The 21916-nt window shown below is 36.0% G+C and carries 17 protein-coding genes; 13 read left to right on the top strand and 4 right to left on the bottom strand.

Going from position 1 to position 21916, the window contains the following annotated elements; genetic code table 11:
- The first annotated feature begins 180 nt into the window (after positions 1-180).
- On the top strand, positions 181-651 hold the full coding sequence (locus tag GVN22_RS17230; protein WP_240915687.1) for a nucleoside hydrolase: 471 nt from the start codon (positions 181-183) through the stop codon (positions 649-651).
- 117 nt (positions 652-768) lie between these two features.
- Here GVN22_RS17230 and GVN22_RS17225 read toward each other — a convergent pair whose 3' ends face one another.
- Both GVN22_RS17225 and GVN22_RS17220 read right to left on the bottom strand, forming a co-directional pair.
- Positions 769-1527 carry a hypothetical protein gene (locus tag GVN22_RS17225; RefSeq protein WP_166552252.1) on the bottom strand — a complete coding sequence of 253 codons (759 nt, stop codon included), beginning with the start codon at positions 1525-1527 and terminating at the stop codon, positions 769-771.
- A gap of 208 nt (positions 1528-1735) precedes the next feature.
- The gene (locus GVN22_RS17220) at positions 1736-2341 is read right to left on the bottom strand and encodes a hypothetical protein (protein WP_166552251.1); all 606 of its coding nucleotides are present in this window, start codon (positions 2339-2341) and stop codon (positions 1736-1738) included.
- Positions 2342-2581: 240 nt separating this feature from the next.
- Here GVN22_RS17220 and GVN22_RS17215 point away from each other — a divergent pair, with 240 nt between their 5' ends.
- The 10 genes from GVN22_RS17215 (at position 2582) to GVN22_RS17170 (ending at position 17452) form a co-directional block, all read left to right on the top strand.
- Positions 2582-3076 carry a YcxB family protein gene (locus GVN22_RS17215; protein ID WP_166552250.1) on the top strand — a complete coding sequence of 165 codons (495 nt, stop codon included), beginning with the start codon at positions 2582-2584 and terminating at the stop codon, positions 3074-3076.
- Between the two features lie 86 nt (positions 3077-3162).
- Positions 3163-3951, top strand: coding sequence for a helix-turn-helix transcriptional regulator (locus tag GVN22_RS17210; RefSeq protein ID WP_166552249.1), 789 nt, complete (start codon positions 3163-3165; stop codon positions 3949-3951).
- 70 nt (positions 3952-4021) lie between these two features.
- Positions 4022-5215, top strand: coding sequence for a retropepsin-like aspartic protease (locus GVN22_RS17205; RefSeq protein ID WP_166552248.1), 1194 nt, complete (start codon positions 4022-4024; stop codon positions 5213-5215).
- A gap of 248 nt (positions 5216-5463) precedes the next feature.
- Positions 5464-5856 carry a hypothetical protein gene (locus GVN22_RS17200; RefSeq protein ID WP_166552247.1) on the top strand — a complete coding sequence of 131 codons (393 nt, stop codon included), beginning with the start codon at positions 5464-5466 and terminating at the stop codon, positions 5854-5856.
- A 319-nt stretch (positions 5857-6175) separates the two neighbouring features.
- Positions 6176-6772 carry an RNA polymerase sigma factor gene (locus tag GVN22_RS17195; RefSeq protein ID WP_166552246.1) on the top strand — a complete coding sequence of 199 codons (597 nt, stop codon included), beginning with the start codon at positions 6176-6178 and terminating at the stop codon, positions 6770-6772.
- A gap of 153 nt (positions 6773-6925) precedes the next feature.
- Entirely contained in the window at positions 6926-8125 is a 1200-nt protein-coding gene (locus tag GVN22_RS17190) for a FecR family protein (protein WP_166552245.1), read from the top strand.
- Positions 8126-8622: 497 nt separating this feature from the next.
- Positions 8623-11886 carry a TonB-dependent receptor gene (locus tag GVN22_RS17185; RefSeq protein WP_166552244.1) on the top strand — a complete coding sequence of 1088 codons (3264 nt, stop codon included), beginning with the start codon at positions 8623-8625 and terminating at the stop codon, positions 11884-11886.
- A 19-nt stretch (positions 11887-11905) separates the two neighbouring features.
- Positions 11906-13522 carry a RagB/SusD family nutrient uptake outer membrane protein gene (locus tag GVN22_RS17180; RefSeq protein ID WP_166552243.1) on the top strand — a complete coding sequence of 539 codons (1617 nt, stop codon included), beginning with the start codon at positions 11906-11908 and terminating at the stop codon, positions 13520-13522.
- A gap of 268 nt (positions 13523-13790) precedes the next feature.
- Entirely contained in the window at positions 13791-16004 is a 2214-nt protein-coding gene (locus GVN22_RS17175) for an alpha-N-acetylglucosaminidase (protein ID WP_166552242.1), read from the top strand.
- 302 nt (positions 16005-16306) lie between these two features.
- Positions 16307-17452: an acyltransferase family protein gene (locus GVN22_RS17170; RefSeq protein WP_166552241.1), complete on the top strand. Its 1146-nt coding sequence runs from the start codon at positions 16307-16309 to the stop codon at positions 17450-17452.
- A gap of 111 nt (positions 17453-17563) precedes the next feature.
- Here GVN22_RS17170 and GVN22_RS17165 read toward each other — a convergent pair whose 3' ends face one another.
- Positions 17564-18313, bottom strand: a complete 750-nt coding sequence (locus GVN22_RS17165) for an SDR family NAD(P)-dependent oxidoreductase (RefSeq protein WP_166552240.1) — start codon at positions 18311-18313, stop codon at positions 17564-17566.
- 290 nt (positions 18314-18603) lie between these two features.
- Positions 18604-19296 carry a hypothetical protein gene (locus GVN22_RS17160; RefSeq protein WP_166552239.1) on the bottom strand — a complete coding sequence of 231 codons (693 nt, stop codon included), beginning with the start codon at positions 19294-19296 and terminating at the stop codon, positions 18604-18606.
- Between the two features lie 270 nt (positions 19297-19566).
- Here GVN22_RS17160 and GVN22_RS17155 point away from each other — a divergent pair, with 270 nt between their 5' ends.
- Together GVN22_RS17155 and GVN22_RS17150 are read left to right on the top strand one after the other, a co-directional pair.
- Positions 19567-20025, top strand: a complete 459-nt coding sequence (locus tag GVN22_RS17155; RefSeq protein WP_166552238.1) for a DUF1569 domain-containing protein — start codon at positions 19567-19569, stop codon at positions 20023-20025.
- A 133-nt stretch (positions 20026-20158) separates the two neighbouring features.
- The gene (locus GVN22_RS17150) at positions 20159-21874 is read left to right on the top strand and encodes a CocE/NonD family hydrolase (protein WP_166552237.1); all 1716 of its coding nucleotides are present in this window, start codon (positions 20159-20161) and stop codon (positions 21872-21874) included.
- The last annotated feature ends 42 nt before the right edge of the window (positions 21875-21916 follow it).

Here is a 21916-nt window from a genome sequence, read left to right as displayed (position 1 = left end):
TTGGCAATGGAACATACCCTAATTAAATTGCTTAGGTGGATAAAATTACAAGTCACTCATTATCAGATCCTAAAAAAGCTGGGTAGAGTATCCTTAGAATCATTTACTTTAATTCAATAAATTTAACTTGCGAGTAAAACCTTTTTAATCGATGAAAAAATCATATTTACAATTTTGCTTTTGTGCACAACTCTTTGTCAAGGTTTTCTTTTGGCACAACCTTCCGAAATCAAACCTCGTATGCGTGTCATTGTCGATAATGATTTTAGTGGTGACCCCGATGGATTGTTCCAAATGGCGCACTTATTATTATCTCCCTCTGTTGATATTCTTGGGATTATTAGTTCGCATTTGAGTGTTAAAGATGGATTTGATCCTTCTACCACACGGGCGGAAAACGCTGCAAAAAAAGCTACAGAACTTCTTCAAATCATGAATTTGGAAGGAAAAGTGCCTGTAGTGGCTGGCTCAAATACAGGTATGACAGACGATAATACGCCTGTAAAAAGTGCTGGTGTAGACCTGATTATCAACGAAGCTTTGCGTTCCGATACCAAACAGCCTCTTTATGTGCTTTGTGGTGCTGGACTCACAGAGGTAGCTTCGGCATTATTAACGAAGCCTGAAATTGCTGGAAAAATTACCTGCTAGTACTGGCTTCCAAGCCAACACTCACATTTACTAAGGATTCTATCCTGACTTTCAGCTTTGAATTGTCAGCCTCCAAACAAATAGTATAATACGGAAAGTGCTAAATAATGAAACAAGCTAATTTTCGGGGAGAATAAGTGTATTGTTGCCGTGTTTCTTTTTATTTAGGGAAAACCAATAATTTAATTGAATTGATAATGAATTGGTTGTTACTCTTATTGGAGATGCTATACCTGTAAGTGGGGAAATATTGCTATCTCTTAAATCAGAAATACCTAAGTTGTATTTCACGTTCAAAGAGATTGGCAATTTTAGGTAGGATTGTAAATTCAAATCTGCCGCCGCTAAAATTCCCCAATTAAAAGAACTATAGTTTATTATAGTTCCATTGTTACATGTACAAGTATCAGTTCCTATAATCTTCGTTGTTATATAAGGTGTAAGTATTTTGCCTAAAAATACACCTACTCCGAAAGACAGACTGCTAAATTTTATTCTTTTTAAATTGAGTTTTGAATTGAAAGATAAATCGGACTGAATGTAGGGGAGAATAAAATCATCTTGGTATTGTATACCCGCCACAAATGGGTTATAGTATTTATCTATTTCACCAATCCTTACAAAGTCAGTTTGTAGTTTAATTTTATAATTTTTATGAATATTTCTAACAATAGCTACCCCAAAAATTGGTCTTATTAATGTCTTATTCGAAAATAATCTATTAGTTTTTCCAAAATAAGAAGTTATTACTCCCATTTCTGGACTTATTTCCCAACTCGGTTCAATAATATTTTGTGAGATAGCTTTTGGATTGATTAAGAATACAAGAACTATTAACAAAAATAGTCGAATGGGGTAGAGTGCTTTGATTTTCATATAAGTTTAGTTTTATCCTTGATGTAGTTACAAGAATATATTTCAAGTAAAGATAAATGTAGAATTTTGCATTTAAAAGGAAATAAATATGACATTTCACGCCAAAACACGCCAAAGTTTCGCTAGTGCTGGCTTCCTAGCCAGTACTCACATTTTCTAAGGATTCTTCACCTGATGGTATATTTTTACAGATTGAATGTTATGGGGTTCAGTAATTCTCAAAGACAGGCAATACCTGAGTAGTCAAATATTTCCTAAATGCTACATAACTCTCATCCTCACGGAAGAAAAAGTATTCTATAAAACCAAATGAGGTATTTATTTCAGCATCTCCGTTATCCCAAACGATAATACAAAGAATTATTTCAGCGTCATCGGCGTTGTTTATGGTTAACGAAAATTTTTTGTCATCGCTTATACAAGTCAAAGCACCAAGATCAATATCGTTTATAGAACAAAGCTCTTTTATTAAAATTTGCTTCATAATATCTTTCAATTGATGTGAGTTTACAATTTGAGGGTAAAGTCTATTATAAACTGTAGAATGGTTCTCCTTATCCCAGAATATTTCAAAATCTTCTTTGTCGATGCCGTTTTCAAAACTTTCAATATCGAAAATATTTAGGTCGAATATTCCATGATTACCATAATGATGAGTATTACTTGGATACTTATGTATTATATTACCCAAAGAGTCAAATCCAATTTCTCGTAATACCTTCCCATGATTATCAATTTCTATATACATCAAATCAATTGAGAATGGCACTCTAAGGTCGACGACATCATTTGTTATTTTTAGATATTTTGACATTTTTTGGAGGTTATTATTAGAGAAAAGCCTTTCCTGCTCGTGCTGGCTTCCAAGCCAGTACGAGCATTTTCTAAGGATTCTATACTACCTAATCCAAATTAAACCCATCAAACCTTAATTCCGAATGGCTATTATAGGTATATTCATCCTAAAGCCTTATCCGTTTACTTATTAGGATCTATTAAAATAGGAGTGGATTGAAATACAAAATAAAAAATAATAACCAAGTTTAACTGGACTATGAAAATTAAAACCCAGCTTTCATTTAAAGACTTCTTGTTTTGTCAATATTATGTATCAGCAAAGTTTTCGATCGCTATTGGTATAATGGCTATTGGAGCTATTTCGACTATTATTGTTGTGATTGATATGGTTATGGGTGATTTTAGTAATTTTACCTTTCAGGATGTTGTTGTTCCTCTTTTAATGCTCCTAGGTTTTCCGATTTCAATTTGGTGGAACTCAAGAAGATTATTTTTTTCAAATCCTAAACTCGGCAAGCTCAATACCTATTACTTCTTACCTGAAAGTTTCGTAGCAGAAGGCGACGGTTTTAAATCCGAGGTTCAATGGAATTTAATTCATAAGGTTATAGAAACAAAAAAATGGATTCTCATTTATCCTTCCCCATATCTTTTTCATATTATCAAGAAGAGCGAAGTTGGGGATGATTTAACTCTTCTGAGGCATTTTCTTGGTAAACTCGATATTGATGTTCAACTGAGAGCAGATTAAATGTAAATGATATCAGTGTAGGCTAATATTCGTTTTGCTACAATACAAAGACTTTAAGATTACTAAAACTACATTTAAAATAAAATATGAGTACTCTAAACAAAGGTGAATATTCTGGAAACATTTTAAATTTGGTCGAATTTGATGGAATCATAACCAGTAAAACCGCGTATTCGGGCAATTATGATAAGTCCTATCATTATCATGCTAACCCACATCTAAGTTTTATTATCCACGGAGCACATTTAGAGCGTAAAAGCAATCAAACCGCTGTCAGAACTACCAAAGATGTTTTATTTTATCATTCAGGAGAGTTGCATCAAACCATTCCATTTACTTCAGAAACTAAAAATCTGAATCTTGAAATTGATTCCGATTTTTTGCAAAAACATGATATTTCTGAAGAATTATTAGAAAAAGCGGTTTTAAAAAATGTAAGAAGTAAGCTGTTTATACTCAAACTAAATTCTGAGCTCAATTTCAACGATGGCTTGACTCCAACGGCGTTACATTCGCTATTATTGGATTTTGTTGCCGAAGCGGATGTTAAAGATTACCGACAGATATTATGGTGTACAAAACTTAAAGAGTTTTTGAATGACAACTGGAACCATAATCACAGTCTTGAGGAGTTATCGGTTTTGCTAGGTGTACACCCTGTGACAATATCAAAGCATTTTCCAAAGTATATCGGCTGCACCATTGGCGAGTACGTAAGAAGAATAAGAGTCATCCGTAGTTTAGATTTACTAAAATCTTCCAGACAATCGTTGACAGAGATTGCACTTTATTGTGGATTCTCCGATCAAAGCCATTTTACAAGAACATTCAAATATCTAACAGGACTCAATCCCAAATCATTTAGAAATTTTTAGTTAGGCTAATTTCATTCTATTTTGGAAGTTGCATGATTCGTTAATTTGTACCAAATCAAACTTCTCAAATATGAAAACAGTATATGTTATCCTATCAGTATTCCTTTGTAACATTGCAATCGCACAAAAACAACTACCTATTCTAAAGTCAAATGGCAAAACGATTAGGATTAGGGAAGGAAAAGAGGAAATTCACGAACAGCATCCAATTGCTAATGCCAAACCTGACATTTATGTGCCAAAACCATTCTTAAAAACACAAAAAATTACCTACATCTCAGATATTGATTCCATTAGTTTTACGGTTGAAAAAAATAGAAAGTATGATTTTCTGATTATTCAACAAGCCAAAGACACTATCTGGACACAAATTAATACTAACAGCGATCAGTTTATCAGCTATCCAGATTATAAATACACCAAAACTACGACTCATAAACAAGACACCATTCCGTTTATTATCGGTGAGGATAGTCGAATCTATTTGAAAGGTAGCATTAATCATTCTGATACGCTTTCCTTTTTATTTGATACGGGAGCCTCTGGAGTAGTATTATCTTCGCCTTTAATCAACAAAAAAGTAAAAGTTAAAATAGATGGTTCGGTCCTAAATGTTGGAACAGATGGTACGGAAAGAGTACCTACAAGCTCCAAAAATACGCTTCATATTAATGGGCTCACTTGGGAAAATGTTCCTCTTTTATCCATAGATTTTGGCGAATCTCCCATTGACGCTGTGTTGGGTTGGGTGGCCTTTCAGAATAAAGTCTTAAAAATCAACTACGAGTCTAAAAAAATGATTGTTTATGACTCATTGCCACCTATTTCAGAAGATTACAGAAAGGTTGATTTTAGATTAATTGATGGCATACCCTATATAAAATGCAAAATGATTGTGAATGGAACAGAATATGAAGAATGGTTTGATTTCGATTCGGGGTCTGATGGCACATTAAGTATTTCAAAGGAATATTTTACCACTAACAATTTGTCAGGTAGGCTAAAAAAACTTGGAGAATCTGGTTCAATTGGAACTACAGGTATCAATATTGTAACAGATGTTCTATTATTAAGAAGACTAAAGATTGCTGATTTTGAACTTTACAATATACAATTGAGTGTCCCACAAAAAGACCCAGAAACACCAGATCGATTGGGAAATATTGGTAATTTAATTTTGAAACGCTTCACTACAATCATTGATTTTAGAAATAACTGTATGTATCTAAATCCTAATAATCTTATTTATAGTCCTATGGATTAAATATGTCAAAATAGTTAGTGCGGAATTATTTTGCTAGTGCTGACTTCCAAGTCTGCACTGGATTTCTGAGGATTTAATCCTACATATAATCGCTAGTAATGCCGATTAAACGCCGAATTTTCCTGTTGTTTTTTGTCATCAAATTGTCATCACTGTTTTTCTGAAGTGTTTTGGTTTACTTTTAGAAAATCTTGTAATTTGACATTCTAAGAGGTTTTTCTTCTTGTAAACACTTTAACATATCTCACATGAAAAACAACATTTTCAAACTTACCGCTCTTGTATTGTTTACTTTTGTAGTTGCAGTAAACGCCTCTTTAGCACAAACTCCCAAACGTATCGATTTTGCTAAAGAAGGTTCTAACTCCTTGGTTTGGGAACAAAAAGTTGAGGCTAACGCTAGTAAAAGTTTTGTGTTCAAAGCTACAAAAGGACAAGTATTGACTTTGAGCTTTATTGACGATACCAAAAAAGGTATGATGGAATTAGGCAAGGAATCAATAGAACCTAACGCTGATCCTTATCAAGCAACCATCTCGGTGACCAAAGACTATACTTTTACGGTAAAAAATAATACTGCCAAAAAGACAAGCTTCAGAATTGCGATTAGTTTGGAGGATGCGAAGGCAAAAAAGAAATAAACACCATCATTCTTCTGTAACACAAATCCCTAGCAATGACTTGAAAAACATTGCTGGGGATTTCTTGTTATATAGATACTTCTGTCTTAATTTTGATTAATTATTGGAAAAGTACTATTGTTGTTTTAGTAAGTGGTTTTGTTTATTATTCGTTTTTTGATGCGTTTCGGCACTATGTTTCCGCTTATTAATATTTTTAATTCATCTATTAGATGACTTTGATACAATAATTATCCAAAATTTATATTTTTTTGAAATTATTGAGTAGATTTATACAAGGATTCGATTTGAAATTAGTGACCTTATTATAAAAGATTGAATGGCTACAAAGATTTTATATGATGAAAAAGAACTGTTAATTCGTGCCTCTAATGGTAGTGAAGAGGCATTTTCTTTGATTTTTCATACTTATAAAAACAAGCTATACGGTTATTTATTCCGAATTACAGAGTCGAGCGAAGTGGCAGAGGATATTGTTCAGGAGATTTTTTTGAAACTCTGGAAAGATAAATCTGACTTAGCCAACATCATTTCTTTTGATTCGTATCTTTTTAGAATGGCAAAAAATTATGCCATCAATTCTTTTAAATCAAGAGCTCGCCAAGCCTTGCTATATGTCGAATACCTCGAAACGCAAACCGAGGAAGACTACGGCACTGACCATAAAATTCAATTTGAAGAAACGCAGTATTTGCTTCAACAAATTGTGGATACATTACCTCCTCAACAAAAATTAGTGTATCAGTTGAGCCGTGAGCAGTATCTCAAGCATGATGAGATAGCCGAAATGCTCAATATTTCTCCTTTAACAGTCAAAAATCATATCATTCAGGCGCTTAATACTATCAAAAAAAGCCTCAAGTATCAGGCTGTTTTGATGATGGCTTTGGCTTTTTGGTATCAATTGAAAAAATAATTTAATTTTTTTTCAATTCGACTAGTCCTATCCTTTTCGAGAATTGTCTTCTTTATAGCTAACCTCTTCCGTGAGCCCTTCGGTTGTGAATTTTGACCATTGGGATGTTAAATAAAACCATAATCCAAAGGGAGTAAACTCCATAGAAGTGATATGCCTTCGACACGAATTGACTTTTTGATAGATAAATATTTTCAAAGCTCCTGTTCCGAAGAGGAATTACAAGAGCTAATGGAGTGGGTAGACGCAAGTTCGGAAACTGAACTAGGTCAGAAGTTGGCGGGTATTTGGAAAAACTTTTCTTCGGATACTTCAATGCCCGAAGAGATGTCGGAGCGAATACTGACTAATATCTTCAATCATGAGGAAGAAGAGCATCCGATAGAAGAAGAATACAGAGAACCAAGTTTTTGGCGAACCACTTATGGCATGGCTGCTTCGGTGGCATTGATTATAAGCTTTGGCTTTTTTGGTTGGTTACAGTATAATGCTAATCTGAAAAGAACCGAAAACCGAATTGTAGAAGTAAAATCGTTTGAACAACACGATGTGCTCCCAGGGGGAGATAAGGCTGTTTTGACACTAGATGATGGCTCGAAAGTAGTTTTAGATAATTCTGCTAATGGGAGTTTGGGTAAGCAAGGAGAAACAGATATTCGTAAAACCCAAAGTGGTAAAGTCGTTTATGAAGGTGGTCAAGTTGCGGTAGCCAAGCCAATGTTCAATACATTGACAACGCCTAAAGGTGGTCAATATCAGGTGGTTTTGTCAGATGGTACGAAAGTATGGCTCAATGCTGCCTCAAGTCTGAGATTTCCAACGGCTTTTACGGGCAATGAACGAAGAGTAGAAATGACAGGAGAAGTGTACTTTGAAGTGGCAAAAAATCCCAAAATGCCATTCAAGGTTATTACTCAAGGACAAGAAGTAGAAGTATTGGGGACGCATTTTAATGTGATGGCTTTCCAAAATGAAAAGGTTATCAAAACCACGCTACTGGAAGGTTCTGTGAAAGTGAGTAATAATGAAAAGACGGCTGTGTTGCAACCTGGTCAGCAATCGAAGGTGGGTATAAATAGCAATATTTTCAGAACGGTCAATGATGTAAATATTGAGGAGGAATTAGCATGGAAAAATGGTTATTTCCAATTTAACGATGCGAGCCTCGAGCAAGTTATGCGACAAATTGAGCGCTGGTACGATGTCGATATTGAGTATGTTGGCAAAATACCCAACGAGCATTTTACAGGAAAACTTCCTAGAAATACCAATCTTTCGAATGTCCTGAAAATACTTTCGATGAGTGAGGTGGAATTTAAAATTGAAGGTAAAAAGATTATTATTACCCCATAGGTGAAATTGACTACTGAGTACAAATAGGGTGGAATTGCGTTAGTGAAAATTGATTTCCTATTTACTGTGAAAAAATACTAAACATCAATAGATGATTACATGACAAATACGATTTTAAGTCGACCGAAATACTGTATTTGTAAACTTAAGTAATCATGCAAAATAAGATTTGATCAACTGAGCATGTAAGGTTATGAAATTTAAAATTTTACATTCACAATTCATAACTCATAATTCAGCACTAATACTTATATCCTTTTAACTAGAACAGTGCCTGTGACACTTATTTCACAACAAGATATTAAACAAAGAAAAAGCGAAAACGCTGGCACGTCTTCGCTCGAAATCGGAGTTTGATAAAATCAGTTTTCCAAGTATCTTATTTTAAAACCCCAAACAAAAGTATGAATCGCAATCCTATTTTCCAAATTAGGCTGGATTTGCCATGCCTTTCGGCTTCCTGTCGTGGGCACTTTTCCACAAAACTTTACAGGGTCATGAAACTAACCTTTATTTTATCGCTTACGATATGTTTACAGGTAAGTGCCGTTAGTTTTTCGCAGAGATTTAATATCAATCTTCGAAATGCTAGTGTTACACAAGTTTTTAAAGAAATTGAACGTCAAAGCGGTTATACTTTTTGGTATAAATCAGACTTATTGCAAAAGTCTGATAAAGTAACTGTAGTAGTAAAAAATGCTAAGCTAGAAGAAGTACTGGAATCTTGTTTTGCGAATGAAAAAATAGAATATTCTATCGTAGACAAGACCATCGTATTAAAACCACTTAAATCAGCACCCGTTCTTGCACCAGTGGAAGTGGTGGCAACACCTGTGAAAGGGAAGGTTACGTCTTCAACCGACGGAAAGCCCTTGGTTGGGGTAAGTGTAGCGATAAAAGGAACAACACGTGGTACCACTACCGATGCCAATGGTGAGTTTTCACTCAATGCTTCAAAAAATGAAACCCTTGTATTTTCTTATATTGGCTTTAATGGAAAAGAAATTGCGGTAGGAAATCAAACTTTTATTTCATTGAGCCTTCAAGAATCTGCTACTTCGTTGACAGAAGTTGCGGTTGTGGGTTATGGTAGCCAGTCTCGTAAAAACTTATCGAGTGCAGTGAGTTCTGTTAAAACTGAGGAACTTAATAAAGGTGCGATGACTGATGTTGGTCAGTTATTACAAGGTAAAGTGCCAGGCTTGAATATTACAGCCAGTGGTGACCCAAACAAACCTGCTGCGGTTGTTATGCGTGGAGCTTCGACCTTGAACAGTTCGCAAGGGCCATTTTATGTGATTGATGGAGTGCCAGGAGCAGATATTTCGACAATTGCACCTGACGATATTGCTTCGATTGATGTGTTGAAAGATGCCGCTGCTACGGCGATTTATGGTAACCGCGCTGCCAATGGGGTAATTATGGTAACGACCAAAAAAGGTAAGGCGGGTCAAATGCAAGTGTCTTATAGCTCGTTTATTAGTGCAGAAAAAGTGTCTAGTAAATTAGATATGATGAATGCAGATCAGTTGAGAAGTTTTTTAAAGAAAACGGGCGTTGGACTAACCGATAAAGATGATTTGGGCGCAAGTACAGATTGGCAATCAGCAATTCAAAAAAGCACAGCGATTTCAACTAACCATAACTTATCAGTATCGGGTGGTGGCGAACATAGCAACTATAGCGTAAGTGTAAACTATGTTAAAAAGGATGGTATCCTTTTAAATAGCTCATTGGAAAGAGTAATTGGTCGTTTGTCAGTAGAACAATATGCTTTGAAAGACAAATTGAAGTTTGGTTTTTCTGTAACTAATTCTACTAGTGATGCAGAGGATATTCCTTACAGAAACTCAGTTTTGTTACAATCAACTTTGTATTTGCCTGTGTCGCCGATTAGAAGAGCGGATGGAACTTATTTCGAAAACTTACAAAACAACAATTACTATAACCCAGTGGCAATGATTAATAATAGCCAAATGGATACTAAATACAGTAATTTGATTGGAAGTTTCAAGACGGAATTGCAATTGCCTTTTGGACTAACTTATAATTTGAACCTTTCTTATCTTAACTCAAATAGCCTATCAGGAAGTTTTTACAATAGTTATTATACATCTACTTATAACAACATGTATGATAACCCAGACCCAGGTTTAGGGTTCCACTACCAACAAGTTTTTGGTAAAAATGGACAAGCTAACCGTAGTTCGTACCAAAATACATCAAAAATTTTGGAAACGTATTTGACATGGAATAGAGAATTTGGCGATCATTCGGTTAATGCAGTAGTAGGGTATTCTTGGCAAAGCAACAAAATCGGTGAAGGTTTTCAGGTAACGACCAGTAATTTGCCTGTAGATAATATTGGATATAACAACTTGGCGTTGAGTAATCCTTACGGAATTTCTGGTTACCAAATTAGCTTTGGTCCTGATGGTGTTTACCAAGAAACTCGTTTGATTTCAGATTTTGCACGTTTGAATTATAACTACAAAAGCAAGTACTTGTTACAAGCCTCTGTACGTAGAGATGGTAGCTCTGTATTTGGAGCAAATAATCAATGGGGGATATTCCCATCAGTTGGTGTAGCTTGGAGATTAAGTCAAGAGGACTTTTTGCAAGGACAAAACATTTTTGATGACTTGAAACTAAGAGCAAGTTATGGAGTAACAGGTAATGCTTCTGGCTTTAATGCTTATACGTCTCAATTTATCTCAGGAAGTTTAGGGACATACTATTATAACGGAGCTGTAACAGGTGCTTTTGGTCCAACTAAGGCTGCAAACCCAGATTTACAGTGGGAAAAGACTGCTACAACTAACATTGGTATTGACTTTACTTTAGCAAAAAGTAAACTTACAGGTTCGATTGAATTCTATAACAAAAATACAACTGGTATGATTTACTCATACAGTGTTGACCCTATCAAAGTGCCAACTGGTAGTATTGTTGCCAATGGTGGTAGTATCAATAACAAAGGGATAGAATTATCATTGAATGCAAGATTAATCCAACAAGGTGCATTTTCTTGGAATAGTTCATTGAACTTGGCTCATAACAGCAACGTAATTACAAGCTTAACTAATCCATTATTTGCAGGTGGCGACTCAGTATTGCTATCTCGTCCAGAAGGTGGAGGTCAGTCAGGTCGTTCGTTACAAATTTTGAAAGCAGGACGTCCATTGGGTCAATTCTTTGCCTTGGAATATGCAGGTAAAAATGCAGATGGTGTTTCTCAGTTTGTAGGAGCTGACGGTAAATTGACAACTACACCTGTAGATGGCAAGGATTACAAATATTTGGGAAGTGCTCAGCCAAAATTGATGTTGGGCTGGAACAACACCTTCAAATATGGCAATTTTGATTTGAATGTATTTATTCGTGGTGTATTTGGAAACAAAATTTTCAATGCAACTCGTGCTGATTTATTCAGACCAAATACTGCTCAATATTCAAATATCTTGGTGGATGCAGGTAACGAATCTGCTTCAGACTACAATGCTTATTTCTATTCATCACGCTTTATTGAGGATGGAAGTTTTATCAGATTTGATAATGCAACATTGGGTTATAATTTCAAGAAAACAGGAGTTGTTAAAAACCTAAGAGTGTACACTTCTGTGAATAATTTGTTTGTGATAACAGGTTACAAAGGTATTGATCCAGAGGTAAACCAAGGTGGAATTGCGCCAGGGGTAGATTATAACAACTTCTATCCAAAAACTCGTACATTCTTGTTAGGTGTTAATGTATCATTCTAATCCTCTTTTAGTTGAAATCATGAAAAAGACATTTTTACATATATTCGCAATCATTTTGATGTCGGGAGCATTATTCTCCTGCCACGATTTGTATGTTCCTGTTACGACAGAACTTACGCCCGATGTATTTCCTTCAAATACAGCTCAATATATTTCTGCTTCAGGACCTGCGTATGTAGCCTTGAGAGGAAATTATGGTGTGGAATATTTTCAGCAACAATCTTTTAGTACCGACGAAAGCATCATGCCTGCACGCGGTGGTAACTGGTTTGATGGTGGTCAGAACCAAACCATGCACTATCACACATGGACGCAAGACAACGGTTATCTGAATGGTAACTGGTATTGGATGTCGACGATTATTGGAGTTTCGAACCAAACGATCAATATTTTGAGAACAACAATGCCATCTGGTACTGCTAAAAATACAGGTATCGCAGAAATCAAAATGGTAAGAGCGTTTGCTTATTACATGATGATGGATAACTACGGGAATGTGCCTTTGGATACCCTTTATGGAGATTTTACACCAAAAACTAACACGCCTCGTGCCCAAGTTTTTGATTTTATCGAGAAAGAAATCCAATCATGTATTCCATTTTTAAGTGAAGCCAACGATGTATCTCAGTATGGACGTCCTAATAAATGGACTGCGTATGCGCTTTTGGCAAAGATGTATTTGAATGCTGAAGAGTACACAGGTACTAAACGTTATGATGATTGTATTGCGGCTTGTGATAAAGTGATTGCAACTGGAAAGTATTCAATTGAGCCAAGAGCATCGTATTTGCAGATGTTCTACCCAAGCAATGGACCACAAATGAAAGAGTTCATCTTTGCGATTCCATACAATCCAACAATGACAAACAGCTTCCCATTCCGTTCGGTAAATATTCATGCTCGTTATCAAGTACCAAGAAGTATGGCAAAACGCTTTAGTATGCCATATACTCCAGCAGGTTCTGCAAGTACTTTACCAGAATATTATGCTTATTTCAACGATGCTAACGATATTCGTAATGGACAATGGTTGACAGGTTTACAGTTTATGGCTGATGGTGTTACTCCAATTACAGTAACCACCAACAATTTGGGATATGATCAATTTTACAAAGGTAGCAACCCTACAGAATCGAAAACTTTCCAAGTAAACCTAACACCAGATATCGTATTGCGTCAGAGTGTAGCTTCATTTGATGCAGGAAATGACGAAATTGCTTGGAATATGGGGTATCGCAATATCAAATTCTATCCTGATGCTACTTCATTGAACCGTGATCAAAATAACGATATTCCTGTATTCCGTTATGCGGATGTTTTGATGATGAAAGCGGAGGCTATTTTGCGTGGAGGTGCGCCTACGTCTGGTGCTACGGCAGTGTCATTGGTTAATCAAGTACGTTCTCAACGTACAACTTCACCTGCGCTTTCAACGATTGATCTAGAAGGTCTTTATGCTGAACGTGTAAGAGAATTTGCCTTTGAAGCTTGGCACCGTAATGATATGATTCGTTTTGGGAAATTTGAAAACAAATGGGGTTTCAAAACCAACACTGACACTTACCGTAGAATTTTCCCAATTCCACGTAATGCCTTGCAGTTGAATCCAAACTTGAAGCAAAATCCAGGCTATTAATAAGTGATGCGTTATGAGTGTGGAGTTTTGAAAAAATAACGTCAAATTCACACTCATAACTTTTATCAAATCATATAAAATTTATTGAATTAGGAATCACTCTCATAAATTTTGATATAGCGTATAACAAAATACGTTAGTGTTTTATTTGCCTCTGACAAGCGTCATTTTCTTGTCAGAGGTAATCAAAATCTTACTATCTATCCTACCTAATAAAGCTCAAATGAATGCTTGTGCTTTGTTTTATCAACTTAATTATAATACCTCAATGAAAACATTTTACCAAACTCTCAAAATATGTGGCATATTGCTGGGTCTACTTGTAGGCACAGATGCAATGGCACAGTTAAATTTAAAAGAATCGCATGCACTCATCGGACGTGTGATTCCGCAAAGAGCGCAATCATTTGTGGTTGAGTCCCTTTCTGCTTCTGCACCGAAAGATCTTTTCGAAATAGAAAGTAAAAACAATAAAATTATATTGCGAGGAAATAATGGTGTATCCGTTGCTTCAGCTTTGTATTACTACCTTACTGAGTACTGTCATTGTCAAATTACATGGAATGGTGAAAACCTTGATTTGCCTTCTAAATTACCACAGCTTACAGCAAAAATCACCAAAACTACGCCTTACCAATACCGTTATTATCTCAACTATTGTACCTTCAACTACAGTATGTCATGGTGGAATTGGGAAAGATGGCAAAAAGAAATTGATTGGATGGCGATGCATGGTATCAATATGCCATTGGCCATTACAGGCGAAGAATTCACATGGAGAGAGGTATACAATGAAATGGGCTTTTCGGACAATGATCTAAAAGACTTTTTCAGTGGACCTGCCTATTTCTCATGGTTTTGGATGGGAAACTTAGATGGTTGGGGTGGTCCTTTACCAGTGAGCTGGATGAAATCACACAAAGATTTGCAGGTCAAAATCCTTCAAAGAGAGCGAGCTTTGGGCATGACACCTGTATTGCCTGCCTTTACGGGACACGTACCAGCGGCATTTAAAAAGAAATATCCTAACGCCAAGCTCAAAGCCACAAACTGGACTAATGGCTTTGGCGATACTTATATCCTTGATTCAGAAGATCCGCTTTTTGCAGAACTAGGGAAAAAGTTTATTGACAAACAGACTAAACTTTTTGGTACAAATCACTTGTATTCGGCTGATACTTTCAACGAAAATGAACCTCCAACAGACGAGCCAGCCTATTTGTCAAAATTGAGTGCAAGAATTTATGAAGGTATTCGTCAGGCAGACCCCAAAGGTATTTGGGTAATGCAAGGTTGGTTGTTTTATAGTGATAGAAAATTCTGGAAATCTCCCCAAATCGAGGCATTGTTAAATGCTGTGCCTAATGACAAAATGTTGCTTTTGGATTTAGCGACTGAAATTGAACCTGTATGGAAAAGAACTGATGCCTTTTACGGGAAACCGTGGATTTGGAATATGTTGAATAATTTTGGAGGAAATGTCAACCTATTTGGACGAATGGAAGGAGTTGCATCAGGACCAGCATTGGCACTCAATGACCCAAATTCAAAGAATTTGCAAGGAATAGGTCTAACCATGGAGGCAATTGAGCAAAATCCTGTGATTTATGAATTGATGATGCAACATACTTGGCAAACGACTCCTGTGGATTTGAACGAGTGGTTGGTGAAATATGCCAAAAACCGTTACAAAACAGAGGACAAGAGCTTAGTAGATGCATGGCAAATTTTAAGAAAAACGGTTTATAATGGCAAAGACATTCGTGATGGTGCTGAGTCAATTGTTACAGGTCGTCCTACTTTTGATTCAACTACAATTTGGACTCGTACTCGCTTGAATTACGCTCCACAAGATTTATTGCCTGCTTGGGATTTGTTTGTGGAAGCATCTAAAAAAGGAGTAAATGCAGACGGTTTTCAATATGATTTGGTAGACATTACGCGTCAGGTTTTGGCTAATTATGCCTTGATTTTACAGAAAAAATGGAAAATTTCTTACAAGGATAAAAATGCTGTTCAGTTCAAAAAAGACTCAGAGGCATTTTTAACTTTGATTGCCGATATGGATGCTTTATTGGCAACACGTAAAGATTTTATGCTTGGTCCTTGGATTAGTTCGGCCAGATCTTGGGGAAATACACCACAAGAAAAAGCATTGTACGAGCAAAATACCAGAGATTTGGTAACGCTTTGGGGCGATGCCAATAGTCCATTGCACGAATATTCTAATCGTCAGTGGAGTGGTTTGTTGAATGATTTCTATAAACCTCGTTGGACGCAGTTCTTTCAAGAATTAACAAAAGCTATGTCGGAAAATAAGGAGCCTGATTTGAAGTCATTCGATGAGCAAATTCGTGCTTGGGAATGGAAATGGGTCACTACCCAAAAATCATTTCCGACCACTACGCAAGGTAATAGTATTTTGTTGGCTCAAAAGCTTCATCAGAAGTATCAAAAAGCTTTTGTTGAAGCATACAAGTAAGAGCATGTTTAAATTTTATAAGTCATGAAAAATAAAAAAGTTTGTATTTGTTTTTCCGAAATCCTGCTGTTTGAGCCACAGGCGAGGTGGTTCGCCACTCCGATTAGGATTTCTTGACTTTCTTTTGCGGCCGCCGCGCGGTTACTTTTCTTGTGTCAAGACAAGAAAAGTAAGGAGTTGCGAAAGGAAATTTTGTTTCTTCTACAAATACCAAATAAAATTTTTAGACATACTCTAAGTTGGAATGAAGAATTATGAGTATTAAATAAGAAAATAGAAAACGTTTTTCGACAAACTAATATATGAGCAATCAGTCAAAAAATCTAAGACTCATTTCGCTGGATGCGCTTCGTGGGTTTGACATGTTTTGGATTATGAGTGGTGAACATATCATTCATGCTTTGGCAGAAACTACGCATATCCCAGCATTTGAGTGGATGTCAGAGCAACTACATCATACCGCATGGGACGGGATTACTTTTTATGATATGATATTTCCGCTGTTCTTGTTTATTGCAGGGGCTTCTATGCCTTTTTCTATGCAAAAAAAAGTTCAGGAGGCATCTGTCGCAGAGGCTTATCAATTACCCTTTAACATTAAAAAGCCTTTATATTGGAGTATGTTGAAGCGTACCATTACCCTGATTTTTCTAGGAATGGTTGTTAATGGTTTATTTAAATGGAATGGATACGAACAGACTCGTATGGCAAGTGTATTGGGAAGAATTGGCTTGGCGTGGTTTTTTGCTGGACTTATTTACCTTAATGCAGATACTAGAAAACAAGTGTATTGGTTTGTGTTTATTTTGGTGCTTTATTGGGCGCTGATGAAACTGGTGCCAGTACCAGGTTTTGGAGCTGGAGTACTTACAAAAGAAGGTTCCTTGGAATCATATATTGATAGATTGTTGTTGCCAGGAAGATTACATAGCAAAGTGTTTGACCCCGAAGGTTTACTATCAACTATTCCAGCCATTGGTACGGCACTTTTGGGCGTTTTTACAACTACTTTTTTAAGAAGTAAATACTACAATTCCTCCTACGGGAAAATTGCTGTGTTGGCAATTGCTGGACTTGTTTTGGTATTAATTGGTTTAGTTTGGGATATATCATTTCCCATCAATAAAAGATTATGGTCAAGCTCCTTTGTGTGTGTAGTGGGAGGGTTTTCTATTTGGTTTTTTGTGGTATTCTATCTGATCATAGACGTTTGGGGTTTTCAAAAATGGGCAGCACCCTTTATTTGGATTGGCTCAAACTCCATCTTGATTTACATGGCATCTGAAGGAATTGTGAATTTTGGACATACCGCCAATTTCTTTTTTGGAGGACTCATTCTACACAGTCCAGAGCATTGGCATAATGTATTGACAGCCTGCTCAATAACGCTTACTCAGGTGATTTTACTAAAAATACTATACAAGAATAAAGTTTTTTTGAAAGTGTAGAAAATAGAATGAACTGGTTAATAATGTCATGACGACATTATTAGAAATTGGGAGTATTAAAGCAAACCCAATGCCTTTATCGGCATTGGGTTTCTCTTATTTTTGGCATTATTAGATAGCAGTATATCCACCATCGACCAAGTAGGCAGCTCCTGTAATGAATGAAGCTTTATCAGTACTTAAGAAAAGTACTAACTCTGCTACCTCTTCAGGGCGACCTAATCTTCCAATAGGATGTTTCGCTGCCAAAGCCTCTTTGATGTCGCCAGATGCTTGGTCTAACAAGGGTGTTTGGATATACCCAGGACAAACCGCATTACAACGGATGTTTTTCTGAGCATATTCTGCACCAATATTCTTGGTCAAACCAATCACTGCATGTTTCGAAGTCGTGTAAGCTGATGACATTGGAGCTGCTACCCAACCATGGATAGACGCCATATTGACAATCACACCGCCACCGTTTTTCTCCATATATTGAAGCGCATATTTACAGCCGTAAAACACGCCATCAAGGTTAACAGTCAATACTTTTCTCCAACTATCCAAGCTATAATCTCCAGTGTTGGCTAGTTGACCGCCAATACCAGCATTATTACAGATAATATCCAGACCTCCAAAAGTACTTACAGTTCCATTGACTAAGGCCTCTACCTCTTCAGCTTTTGACGTATCGGCTTTAATGTAAGTTGCTACGCCACCAAGCTCTTCAATCTGCTTCACTGCGCTAGCACCATGTTCATCGTTAATGTCCGAAATGACAACTTTTGCTCCTTCTTTCGCATAAGCTATTGCCACTGCTAAACCTATTCCTGATGCTCCACCAGTTACTATAGCTACTTTATTTTCTAGCGTTTTCATATTGTCTACAAATTATTTTTGAAATGAATGAATTCAATTCGATAGGTGAAATGGTTATTGTATCAAATTGATAATTTATATAGGTATGATGTAATTTTGATAGGAGAGTTTAAAGTAAAAAGAGAGATTGGGCTTAGAATTTGATTAGAAAAAAGAAATGATTTCGCCCTCGTTGGAGATTTCTCCAACGAGTCTAGTGTAAGCAACTAGCTAAGTACTGTGGGCAAAATTTCGGTAGTTTGTTGCTGACGCAAAGTTTGTTGGATACTACTTCAACAAAGGTATAACGTCTACTGCAACTTACCCGTAGTTTTAACTTTCCCTAAATAATATTGCAAAAATTTAAGGACGAAATAGCGTTTTTCTTCCGTTAGCGATTCACCAATTTCGATTCTTTGATTGGCATAAATGACTATTTTGTGAAAAGGCTGAACTTGGTCTTTATTTTGGTAATAGGCAACTTCTTCCTCAATACCCGAAACTCCTTTCCAGTCAAATAAATAGCTGGAATGCCAACCAAATATTTTGATTCCTTTTTCAATATTTCCTCCTCTATTGGTGAGATTGATAATGAGTTCACCAAAAATTGATTGTAGGAATAACCAAGTCATAAATCCTCCAAATAAAATTCCAAAACCCAAGACGAACGATTTAACCATCAGCTGCAATGATTCCCAATCGATGATCTCAGAGGCCAAAAAATAGAAAAATGACCAGACTGAAATAGGAAGCAAACTGACTATTAACCCATAGCCAATGGAGTTTTTTATCCGTAAAGTAATCCCATCAATATCTTTGGTTAAATACATATCTTCGGGAACTTGGGTCAAATCTATTTCATAAGAATAGGTTGTTTGTGAAGGTGGGCGATGAAATGATTCGGAGAGCTTAAATACTTGCTGGCAGGCATCACATTTACCCATATCGGTTTGGATGTTGATGTTGTGGATTGAAACAGGCGTGTAACAATTTGGACAGTTCATACAAAAGGTGTTTTGGTTTTTATTTTAAAGATAGATAAATCGGATAAATGAAAGTGAAAATCATAGTTGGTCGAGATATAATAAGGTTAAGCGGTTATAACATCACTTGTATGAAGGATTAGTATTGCAAATTCGCCCTCGTTGGAGTTTTCTCCCACGAGTTAAGCTAAGAAACTTACCCGTTGCATAAGTATTTGGTTTTCTTTATAGTATGTAAACTATTTCCTATTTTTATCAAAAAATCCTCATTTAACTTACTCTAATCTCGTCATGGCTTTACCAAATATTTTTACCTCGGAAGTTTCTCAAGAAATTACGCAAAGAATTAATACCCTTCACAAGGATTCACAACCAATATGGGGTAAAATGAGTGTTGCCCAAATGCTGGCGCATTGCGCGGTGACCTATGAATTGGTTTATGAAGACAAGCATCCTAAGCCCAATTTCTTGCTTAAATTCTTTCTGAAATCATTTGTGAAGAATTTTGTCGTAAATGAAGTACCATATAAACAAAGTTTAAAAACGGCTCCTGCTTTCATTATCACCGACCAAAAGGATTTTGAGACTGAAAAAAATCGCCTTATTAATTTTATTTCCCAAACACAGCAATTAGGGGAGGGCTATTTTGACCAGAAAGAGTCTCACTCATTTGGGAAATTAAATAAGACAGAATGGAATAATATGTTTTACAAGCATCTTGACCATCATTTAAAACAGTTTGGCGTTTAGTTTTTCTGAAAAAGTAAAAAGAATATCTTGGTTTTACAAAAGTCTTAAGGACACTTCAATGAGTGTGTGGTGATTATATGTTTTTGATTTTTAGTATTTTAGAATAATATTCCATTAGCCTAAATCAATAACGATGAGAACACTTCTAATTTTTTTGTTTGGAATTTTATTCTATTTCCAACTGAATGCACAAAGAACTGAAGATTCATTATTTGTCCAAGAAGACAATGTACAAATTCCACTAAAAAATGGAAATACGGTTTGTGCGATGTTTGTATACGCCAAAACTAAGCCTCAACCCTGTATTATTTGGTATGACATTTATGCCGACAGTAGTAAAAATTTACTTCTGGATATTTCTAACGCCGCCAAACGGTATCAATATAATTTGGCGATTATCAATACTCGTGGAAAGAAATGCAGTTCCAGTGAATTAAAACCCTTTGAAAATGATGCCGAAGATGCCTATGAGATCATTGATTGGTTAAGTAAACAACCATGGTGCGATGGTCGAGTAGGAATGACAGGCGGAAGTTACCTAGGTTTTAGTCAGTGGGCAAGTACCAAAAAAATACATCCAGCATTAAAAGCCATTGTGCCACAGGTATCTGTAGGTGCAGGAATTGATTTTCCTATGCATAACGGAGTCTTTATGAGTTATGCCTACCGATGGCTTAGATTTGTAGATGTTCATAAGCTCACTAATTTTGAAGAGTTTCTGAATTCCTCAAAATGGGATTCAGTATTTTTTGATTACTACAAAAAAGGGCTAAAGTTTGCCTCCATAGACTCTCTTTATGGAAAACCTAATGCAAACTTTCAACGCTGGTTACAACACCCTACTTATGATAATTACTGGAAAAGTATGACTCCCCAAGGCGCTGAATTTGCCAAAATTAATATTCCAGTATTGACCATTACTGGGTATTGGGATGATGATCAAACAGGAGCCATGTATTATTATAATGAACATCTCAAACATAACCCCCGCGCACAACATCAATTGTTAATTGGTCCTTACGATCATGCCTCTGCTCAAGGAACAAAAAGAGACAGTCTAGGTGGATGGCCAATTGATAGTGTGGCAAAAATTAAAATTAATGGCATAATTTTTAAATGGTTTGATTCGATTTTTAAGGGTAAAACCCTACCTGAACTTTTGGGTGACAAGGTGAATTTTGAGGTGATAGGTAAAAATGAATGGAGACATGTGGGAAGTTTGAACCAAATGTTCAATACCGAACAGCGTTATTATCTTTTACCAAATAAGCTTTCAAAAGCAAAACCCGAAAAGACTGGTTTTCATCAACAAAAGGTTGATTTCAAAGATCGAAGTATTTACCGACCAGCAGGAGAAGAAATTGGCGCGTTTCCAAAATTGTTGACGGATTCACTAAGCCCATTACCTGAACAAATTATTTATGAGACAGAAGAGTTCAAAGAACCGATTATCTTGAGTGGCTATTACGATGTGAATCTCAATATAAGTATTTCTAAAAAAGACGTTGATCTTGTTTTTACCTTATATGAAAAACTTCCCAATAGTAAATATTTGGCACTCAGCGAAGTAGTACAACGAGCAAGTATGTCCAAGGATATATCAAAACGAAATTTACTTAAACCAAATACCATCGAATCTTTCAGTATTCGTCACAACTATATGACCTGTAAGCAGTTATCCAAAGGAAGTAAGTTGGTTCTGATGATAGGTGTCAATAAAAATCCACACTGGCAGGTAAACTATGGTACAGGAAAAGATGTAAGTATTGAAGACATATCTGATGCAAAAAATCCACTTCTGATTCGTTGGTATCACGATAGTACCATAACTTTCAGATTTTTAAAGTAGTTTTGTATTTGAATAACAAGTATTCCTTTGGAAGCTGAGTTA

It is taken from the genome of Cellulophaga sp. BC115SP (assembly GCF_009905545.1).
Taxonomy (GTDB): domain Bacteria; phylum Bacteroidota; class Bacteroidia; order Cytophagales; family Spirosomataceae; genus Flectobacillus; species Flectobacillus rivi.
This window is presented reverse-complemented; position numbering and strand designations above follow the sequence as displayed.